Genomic DNA, 8,883 nt, shown 5'->3' with positions numbered 1-8,883 from the left:
AGTCCTGCCCTGCAACGAAGCAGAGCCCCGTACGAAAGCCCCCGCACACTACGATAAGAGTGGCCGCCCGTAGGGCAGTAAACGCGCTTTTTGGTGACCTTTTGCCGCTCGGACAAAAAGTTACCCGCCCAGCAGGGCGGAAACCAGCGGTTCAACGGCCGACAGCACGTCATCAACAGCGATAGCAGGCGCTAAAACAGCCGACAGCATGTCACCAGCCGCAACCCAAAAAACCCTCAAGCCACCTCAACCACCTGAATCTCCACCAGCAACTTCTTAAGCTCAGGCACACAAGACCCACAGTTGCCGCCAGCCTTGACGCAGGCAGTGATCTCCGCGGGTGTCTTCAGATCATGCTTCCGCACCGCATCGCAGATGGTGTTGCGCCCTACGCCAAAGCAAGAGCACACCGTCGGTCCGGTATCAGCACCTTTCTCCATCGGCTGGCCGAGCAGTAGCCCGATACGGTCTGTGTCCTCCAGCCGCTCACGGCCGAACAGGCCAGACAGCCAGGAACGCGACGGCAGTTCAGGCCGCGTCGACACATAAACGCAGGCTTCAAGCCGGTCATTGACGACATAGCCAGCGTGATAGACGCCGGCGGTACGGTCCTCGTATTCGAGCCAGTCCGCTTCCGGATCCGTCACGCCAAGTAGTTCACGCGCCCACGCGGCACGGTCGGCAACGGCTTCACGGCCAGCAAATTCATAGCGCTGGAATTGGCGGCCTTGCACACGCGTCCAGTACGTCAGCGCCTCGGCCGGCAACTCGCGCCGGCTCAGCACGAAGCCGTGCCAGTTGACACCGAACGGCTCCACCCGCACCGGCGTGTGCTTGAATTCCGGCTCGCCGGAGACCGGGTCGACCACCGGGTTGACCAGCGCGCCAACGCGCGCATCGGAACTAAACTGCCCGTTCCAGTGAATCGGCACGAACACGCTGCCGCGCGGGATGCCGCCGCCATGGTGCACGCGTGCCACCATCGCACCCCAGCGGGTGCTGACCCGTGCCAGCTTGCCTTCCCCGACGCCGCACAGCAGAGCATCCTGCGGATGCATGTCGACAAAAGGCTCGGGCAGGTGGTCGGCCAGGCGCGCCGACTTGCCGGTGCGCGTCATGGTGTGCCACTGGTCACGCACGCGGCCGGTGTTGAGAATCAGCGGGAAATCATCGTCCGGCGCATTGGCGGGCGCGCGCGTCGGCGTGGCGACAAAGCGGGCCAGGCCGTCTGCATGCGCATAGCGGCCGTCGCCGAACAGGCGCTGCGAGTCAGTCGCACGATTGGCAGGGACCGGCCATTGGACCGGCTCCAGGCTATCGTACTCAGCCTTGTCCAGGCCGGCCAGACCGCCGATATCGAACACGCGCGGCGCGTCGTTGTTGCGCCAGGCGCTCAGGCGTGCGTGCTCGTCAAAGATCTCGTGCGGCCCGGCATAGTCGAAGCCGTTGAAGCCCATGCGGCGTGCCACGTCGCACAGGATATCCCAGTCGGCGCGCGCTTCGCCCGGTGCGGCCAGGAAGGTGCGCTGGCGCGAAATGCGGCGCTCCGAGTTCGTGACGGTGCCGTCCTTCTCACCCCAGCCCAGCGCGGGCAGCAGCACGTGCGCGCCCGCGTTGGTATCGGTGCGTTCGATGATGTCGCTGGCCACCACCAGTTCGCACTTGGCGAGTGCGCGGCGCACCTGGTCGGCGTCGGGCAGGCTGACCACCGGGTTGGTAGCGATCACCCAAACTGCCTTGACTCGGCCGGCTTCGATCGCTTCGAACAGCTCCACCGCCTTCAAACCGGCGCGGTCCGCCACTACCGGCGACTGCCAAAAGCTCTGCACCACGTCGCGATGCAGCGGGTTGGCCAGTTCCATATGCGCGGCCAGCATATTGGCCAGGCCGCCGACCTCGCGCCCGCCCATGGCATTGGGCTGCCCGGTCAGCGAGAACGGACCCATGCCGGGGCGGCCGATACGGCCGGTCAGCAGGTGGCAGTTGATGATGCTGTTGACCTTGTCAGTGCCGGCGGAGGACTGGTTGACGCCTTGCGAGAACGCGGTGACGGTCTTTTGCGTGCCGGCGAACAGGGCATAAAAGTCCAGCACATCCTGAACGCTGAGCTTGCAGGCGCGGGCGACTGCAGCCGGATCGGCGCAATCGACATCGGCTGCCTGCAGGGCCTGGTCCAGTCCCGCAGTGCTAGCGTCAATGAAGGCCGCATCGGCATGGCCTTCACGCGCGAGATAGCTGAGCAGGCCATTGAACAGCCAGACGTCAGTCCCGGGACGGACCGCAAGGTGCAGGTCGGCCAGCTCGCACGTGGCGGTGCGGCGCGGGTCGATCGCCACGATCTTCATCTCGGGGCGGGCTTCCTTGGCCTTGGACAGGCGCTGGAACAGGATCGGGTGGCACCACGCGGTATTGGAACCCACCAGCACCACCAGGTCGGCCAGTTCGAGGTCTTCATAGCTGCCCGGCACCAGGTCTTCGCCGAATGCGCGCTTGTGGCCGGCAACGGCCGATGACATGCACAGGCGTGAGTTGGTGTCGATATTGGCGCTGCCGATGAAGCCCTTCATCAGCTTGTTGGCAACGTAGTAGTCCTCGGTCAGCAACTGGCCCGAGACATAGAGCGCCACCGAGTCGGGACCATGGCGTCGGATGATGTCGTTGAAGCCTTGCGCCACGGTATCGAGCGCACGATCCCACGACACCTGCTGCAACTGGCCATCGGCATCGCGCAGCTTGGGATGGAGCAGGCGGCCTTCCAGGTCCACGGTCTCGCCAAGTGCCGAGCCCTTGACGCAGAGCCGGCCCTGGTTGGACGGATGCTGCGCGTCGCCCGCGATCTCGACCTGGCCGTCGGCGCGCACCGTGGCACGCACGCCGCAGCCGACGCCGCAGTACGGGCAGGTCGTGGCGGTGGTAGTGGTCAGGGTTGCAGACACAACCGGGATGTCAGACAGATTCACGCGTTCTCCGTGCGGGGGCGTTATGTAGCCTTGTCTAATGCTCAGGCAGCGAGCGCTTCGCACTGCGCCTTGCCGAACAGCAGGCGCTGGCGCAGCGCGCCAACCGGCGTGCGGCGCTGGATCATGTCGAAATACCACGGCCCGTCCTGCACGTCGCCGTACAGCACGGCGCCGACCAGGCAGCCGTCCAGCAGCACCAGGCGCTTGTAGACACCGCGGCGCGCATCGCGCAGCACCAGGTCTTCTGAGCCTTCCGCACCGATGAAATCGCCGGCGGAATACAGGTCGACGCCGGTCACTTTCAGTTTAGTCGCGGTGGCCTGCTGCACGTAGCGGCGATGGCCGGCGCCGGCGAGATGGGCGGCACACACACGCGCCTGGTCCCAGATCGGCGCGACCAGCCCGAAGGTGGCCTGGCGATGCTGGACGCATTCGCCGACGGCATAGATGCGCGGATCGTAGGTCTGCAGCGTGTCATCGACGACGATGGCGCGTTCGCAGTGCAGGCCCGCGCCGGCGGCGAGTTCGATGTTGGGGCGCACGCCGGCGGTCATCACCACCAGGTCGGCGGGAATTTTGCTGCCGTCCTTGAAACGCACGCCAGTGACGCGGTCGGCACCGAGAATCTCCGCGGTCTGCGCGCCCAGCAGGAAACGCAGGCCCTTGCGTTCCAGCGCGCCCTGGAGCAGCGTGGCGGCGGGCTTGTCGAGCTGGCGTTCCATCAGGCTGTCGGCCAGGTGCACCACGGTGACGTCCATGCCCTGGCGCAGCAGGCCATTGGCCGCTTCCAGGCCGAGGAGGCCGCCGCCGATCACCACCGCGTGGCGGTGATTGCGCGCGGCATGCAGCATGGTCTCGACGTCCTGGATGTCGCGGAACGCGATCACGCCTTCGAGTTGGTGGCCCGGCACCGGGATGATGAACGGCTTGGAGCCGGTGGCCAGCAGCAGGCGGTCATAGCGCACCTCGCGTCCCGAGACGGAACGCACTACGCGGCGCGGCCGGTCGATCGAAACCACGGGATCGCCGGCGAGCAGCTCGATGCCGTTCTCTTCGTACCACTCGCGCGTATTGAGCATGATGTCCGCCACCGTCTTCTCGCCAGCCAGCACCGGCGACAGCAGGATGCGGTTGTAGTTGCCGTGCGGCTCGGCGCCGAACACCGTGATGTCGTACAGGTCCGGAGCGAGCTTGAGCAGTTCCTCGACAGTGCGCATGCCAGCCATGCCGTTGCCGACAACGACCAGTCGCGGACGGGCCTGGGTGGAATCGGACGGCGTCATGCCGGCATCTCCGGGGCTGGGCGTGAAGGCGGTGGTGAGCATCGGGGGCGCGACCAAAAAAGGTGGATGGAAGGCGGATCAGGCGGCGAGTTCTTCCTCGGCGTCGCGCAGTACCACGCTCGGGGCAACCCACACCTTGCCGTCGTAGACGCGCGCGCCGTAGGCATTAATCGATTGCTCCGGAGCTTCCAGGCATTCGCCCGTGCGCAGGTCGAAGTGGTGCTTGTAGATGGGCGAGGCCACCACCAGGCGCTCGCCCAGGTTGCCTACCAGCCCGCGCGACAGCACCGCTGCCTGCGAGTTGGGATCGAAGTTATCGATGGCGTAGACCTCTTCGCCGCGGCCGATGCGGAACACGGCGATCTGCTTGTCGTCGACCAGCGCGCACACACCAGTATTGGGCACGATATCGCGAACGGTGCAGACCGCGGTCCAGGTTTCGGGCTGGTGGGGATGGCTCATCACGTTCTCCTTGAATGCTTGCACGATCAGGCTGCTTTTGCGGGCACGGCGACCACGGGAATGTGGCCCAGCCGGGAACGCTGCAATTTCCGTTCCTCCGGCGTGGCCGGGCGGATCTGGCCGCGCTCTTCGATGAAGACCAGGTTGTCGTCGCGGCGGTCGCTGTTGACGAAATGGCGGAAGCGCTTGCGCGTCTCGGGATCGGTCACGGCTTTCTTCCACTCGTCTTCATAGGTATCGACCACGTGCTGCATCTCGGTCTCCAGCTCGGCGGCGATGCCGAGCTTGTCGTCCAGCACCACGGCCTTCAGGTAGTCCAGGCCGCCTTCAAGGTTGTCGCGCCAGACGCTGGTGCGCTGCAGGCGGTCGGCGGTGCGCACGTAGAACATCAGGAAGCGGTCGATGTAGCGCACCAGTGTGTCGTGGTCGAGGTCGCTGGCCAGCAGTTCGGCATGGCGCGGTTTCATGCCGCCGTTGCCGCACACGTACAGGTTCCAGCCCTTCTCGGTGGCAATCACGCCGACGTCCTTGCCCTGCGCCTCGGCGCATTCGCGCGTGCAGCCCGATACGCCGAACTTGATCTTGTGCGGCGCGCGCAGGCCCTTGTAACGGTTCTCCAGCTCGACGGCGAGGCCGACCGAATCACCCACGCCATAACGGCACCAGGTCGAGCCCACGCACGACTTCACCGTGCGCAACGCCTTGCCGTAGGCATGGCCCGATTCAAAGCCGGCGGCGATCAGCTCTTCCCAGATGAAGGGCAGTTCCTCGGCGCGCGCGCCGAACAGGTCGACTCGCTGGCCGCCGGTGATCTTGGTGTACAGGCCGTACTTCTTGGCCACCTGGCCGACGGCAATCAGGCCTTCGGGCGTGACTTCGCCACCCGGCATGCGCGGCACCACCGAGTAGGTGCCGTCCTTCTGGATGTTGGCCAGGTAGTAGTCGTTGGAGTCCTGCAGGCTGGCGTGCTCTTCCTTCAGCACAAACTCGTTCCAGCACGACGCCAGGATGCTGCCCACCGCCGGCTTGCAGATGTCGCAGCCCATGCCGCTGCCGTGCGCTTCCAGCAGCGCGTCGAAGGTCTTGAACTTGCCCACGCGCACCAGGTGGTAGAGCTCCTGGCGCGAGAACGGGAAGTGCTCGCAGATGTGGTTGTTGACCGCCATCCCTTGCTTCTTCATCTCCGCCTTCATGATCTGCGTGACCAGCGGCACGCAGCCGCCGCAGGCGGTGCCGGCCTTGGTGCAGCTCTTGAGCGCGCCGATGCTGGTGGCGCCGTCGCACACGGCGCCGCAGATCTCGCCCTTGGAGACGTTGTTGCAGGAGCAGATCTGCGCGGTGTCGGGCAGGGCGTCGGCGCCCAGCGCCGGCTTGGCCTTGCCGCTGCTGTCGGGCAGGATCAGGAATTCCGGCGACTCGGGCAGCTCGATCTTGTTGAGCATCATCTGCAGCAGCGTGCCGTATTCGCTGGCATCGCCGATCAGCACGCCGCCGAGCAGGTACTTGCCGCAATCGGACACCACCAGCTTCTTGTAGACCTCCTTGCGGTCGTCGCTGAACTGGTAGATGCGCGCGCCCGGCACGGTGCCGTGCGGGTCGCCGATGCTGGCCACGTCAACGCCCATCAGCTTGAGCTTGGTGCTCATGTCGGCGCCGGCAAACTCGGCCGCCTCGCCGCGCAGGTGGCGCGCGGCCACCCGGGCCATGTCGTAGCCCGGCGCCACCAGGCCGTAGATCTTGCCGTCCCACAGTGCGCATTCGCCGATGGCGTAGATGTCCGGGTCGGAGGTGCGGCAGTTGTTGTCGACCGAGATGCCGCCGCGCGCACCGACTTCCAGGCCGCTGGCGCGCGCCAGTTCGTCGCGCGGGCGGATGCCGGCCGAGAACACGATCATGTCGGTGTCGAGGTGCGTGCCGTCGGCGAACACCATGCGATGGGTGCCGTCCTCGCCGTCGACGATCTCGACGGTGTTCTTGCCGGTGTGCGCGGTCACGCCCAGCCCCGCGATCTTCTGGCGCAGCATGCGGCCACCGCCTTCGTCGACCTGCACCGCCATCAGGCGCGGCGCGAACTCCACCACGTGCGTCTGCAGGCCCATGTCGCGCAGCGCCTTGGCGCATTCCAGGCCGAGCAGTCCGCCGCCGATGACCACGCCGGTCTTCGAGCGCGCACCGCATTCCTGCATCGCTTCCAGGTCTTCGATGGTGCGATAGACGAAGCAGTCCTTGCGGTCCTTGCCCGGCACCGGCGGCACGAACGGGTACGAGCCGGTGGCGAGGATCAGCTTGTCATAGGACAGCGTCTCGCCGGTGGAGACCTTGACCGTGCGCGCGGCGCGATCGATCTCGACCGCACGCGCGTTCAGGCGCAGCAGCATGTTGTTGTGCTGCTCGAAGAAGCCCGCCGGCACCAGCGACAGGTCTTCGGCCGACTTGCCGGAGAAGAACTCGGACAGGTGCACGCGATCGTAGGCGGGACGCGGTTCCTCGCACAGTACGGTCACTTCCAGGTTTTCTGCGCCGGCTTCCGCCAGCGATTCCAGGAACTTGTGACCCACCATGCCGTGGCCGACGATGATCAGTTTCATGATGCTTTCCTTGTCCGGTAGTCAGTCTTTGCTGCCTGATGTTGCTGTGGGGTGCTGTGGGGCGATGCGGGAAATCAGTTGGCCAGCGCGCTGTCGTACAGCGCCTGCTCCTGGGCCTTGTGCTCGGCGCTGAAGCGGATGGCGATGGCACAGACGGCGGCGATGGTGGCCAGCACGCCCAGCACCGTCAGCGTCTGCTGCACGTTGCCCAGCCCCTTGAGCAGGAAGCCCGCGGCCACCGCGCCGACGTTGCCGCCGGCGCCGATGATCCCGGCCACGCCGCCCAGCGCCTTGCGATCGATAAAGGGCACCAGGGCGTAGGTCGCGCCGCAGGCCATGTGGGTGAACAGGCCGAACAGCAGCATCGCGACCACGGCCACGGCCACATTGCCGGCTTGTGCGAACCACAGCAGGCCCAGGCCTTCGCCCAGGATCAATGCGAACAGCAGCGTGGTGCGTGCATCCAGGCCGCGGCGGCGCGCCGCCTTGTCCGACAGCCAGCCGCCCAGTGCGCGGGCAAACAGCGCCAGCAAGCCAAAGCTTGCGGCGGCCATGCCGGCGGCCTTCAGGCTCAGGCCGAAATGGTCGACGTAGTACATGGCGGCGATGTTGTGGATGAAGATTTCCACGCCGAAGCACGCGCCGTAGGTGATGAACAGCAGCCACACGCGGTAGTTGGCGCTGGCGGCGCGGAAGCTGGCCCAGCCGCCTCCCTTGCCACCGTCCTTGCCGCTGATCGCGATGCCCTGGGCACGCAGGTCCGAGTAGTTGCCTTCGGGGCAGTCCTGGGTGAAGCGGTAGTACACGACGGCCATGATCAGCATCAGCACGCCCGGCACCAGCAGCGCGATGCGCCAGCCGAAGGCGTGGTCCGCGCCCATCATCAGCACCGCTGCCAGCAGCAGCGGCATGAGGGCCTGCGCGGCGCCGCCGCCGGCGTTGCCCCAGCCGGCCGAGGCCGCGTTGGCGGTGCCGACCACGTTGGGCGCGAACATCACCGAGGTGTGGTACTGCGTGATCACGAAGCTGGCACCGACCGCGCCGATCAGCAGGCGGAACACCAGGAAGGTTTCGTAGTTCTGCGCCAGCGCCACGCCCAGTACGGGCAGCGCGCCCAGCGCCAGCAGGCAGGTATAGGTCTTGCGCGGGCCGAAGCGGTCACACATCGGGCCGATCACCAGGCGCACCAGGATGGTCACGGCCACCGCCGCGATATTGATATTGGCGATCTGGCCCGGGGTCAGCCCGAACTCGCCCTTGAGGACCGGCATCAGCGGCGCGCAGGCAAACCACGCGAAGAAACAGACGAAAAACGCCATCCAGGTCAGGTGGAAGGCGCGCATCTGCGGGGTGCTCAAGCTCAGCAGCTCGATGCGGGTGGCTTTGCCGGTCATCGTCACTTGCTCCAAAAAACAAATGGCGTCCCGCGAGCCGACACATCGAGGGTCTGATGAGCCAGTTCAGGGGACGCCGTTGTCCTGACAGCCGCTACATGGGATAGCCGCTGGGTATGTGGGGTGGGCCGGTCGCCGTTGACGGGCCCGGACCACATTACGCAAGGGGTGTGCCAGAGCGTGAAGTGACGGCGGA

5 protein-coding genes are annotated in these 8,883 nt (G+C 66.2%); all 5 read right to left on the bottom strand.

Annotation, left to right across the window (positions count from 1 at the left end; all coding sequences use genetic code 11):
• Positions 1 to 236: 236 nt before the first annotated feature.
• On the bottom strand, positions 237 to 2,960 hold the full coding sequence (locus tag ACIP1U_RS14715) for a molybdopterin-dependent oxidoreductase (protein ID WP_400316068.1): 2,724 nt from the start codon (positions 2,958 to 2,960) through the stop codon (positions 237 to 239).
• 41 nt (positions 2,961 to 3,001) lie between these two features.
• The gene (locus ACIP1U_RS14710; protein ID WP_400316066.1) at positions 3,002 to 4,243 is read right to left on the bottom strand and encodes an NAD(P)/FAD-dependent oxidoreductase; all 1,242 of its coding nucleotides are present in this window, start codon (positions 4,241 to 4,243) and stop codon (positions 3,002 to 3,004) included.
• Between the two features lie 78 nt (positions 4,244 to 4,321).
• Positions 4,322 to 4,705 (bottom strand): nitrite reductase small subunit NirD, encoded by a 384-nt coding sequence (nirD, locus tag ACIP1U_RS14705; protein ID WP_400316064.1) that lies wholly within the window; start codon positions 4,703 to 4,705, stop codon positions 4,322 to 4,324.
• 26 nt (positions 4,706 to 4,731) lie between these two features.
• Complete coding sequence (gene nirB, locus ACIP1U_RS14700) at positions 4,732 to 7,293, bottom strand: nitrite reductase large subunit NirB (RefSeq protein WP_400316062.1); 2,562 nt, start codon at positions 7,291 to 7,293, stop codon at positions 4,732 to 4,734.
• A gap of 74 nt (positions 7,294 to 7,367) precedes the next feature.
• Entirely contained in the window at positions 7,368 to 8,687 is a 1,320-nt protein-coding gene (locus ACIP1U_RS14695) for an MFS transporter (protein WP_400316060.1), read from the bottom strand.
• Positions 8,688 to 8,883 lie beyond the last annotated feature (196 nt).

It is taken from the genome of Cupriavidus sp. NPDC089707 (assembly GCF_044748965.1).
Taxonomy (GTDB): Bacteria; Pseudomonadota; Gammaproteobacteria; order Burkholderiales; family Burkholderiaceae; genus Cupriavidus.
This window is presented reverse-complemented; position numbering and strand designations above follow the sequence as displayed.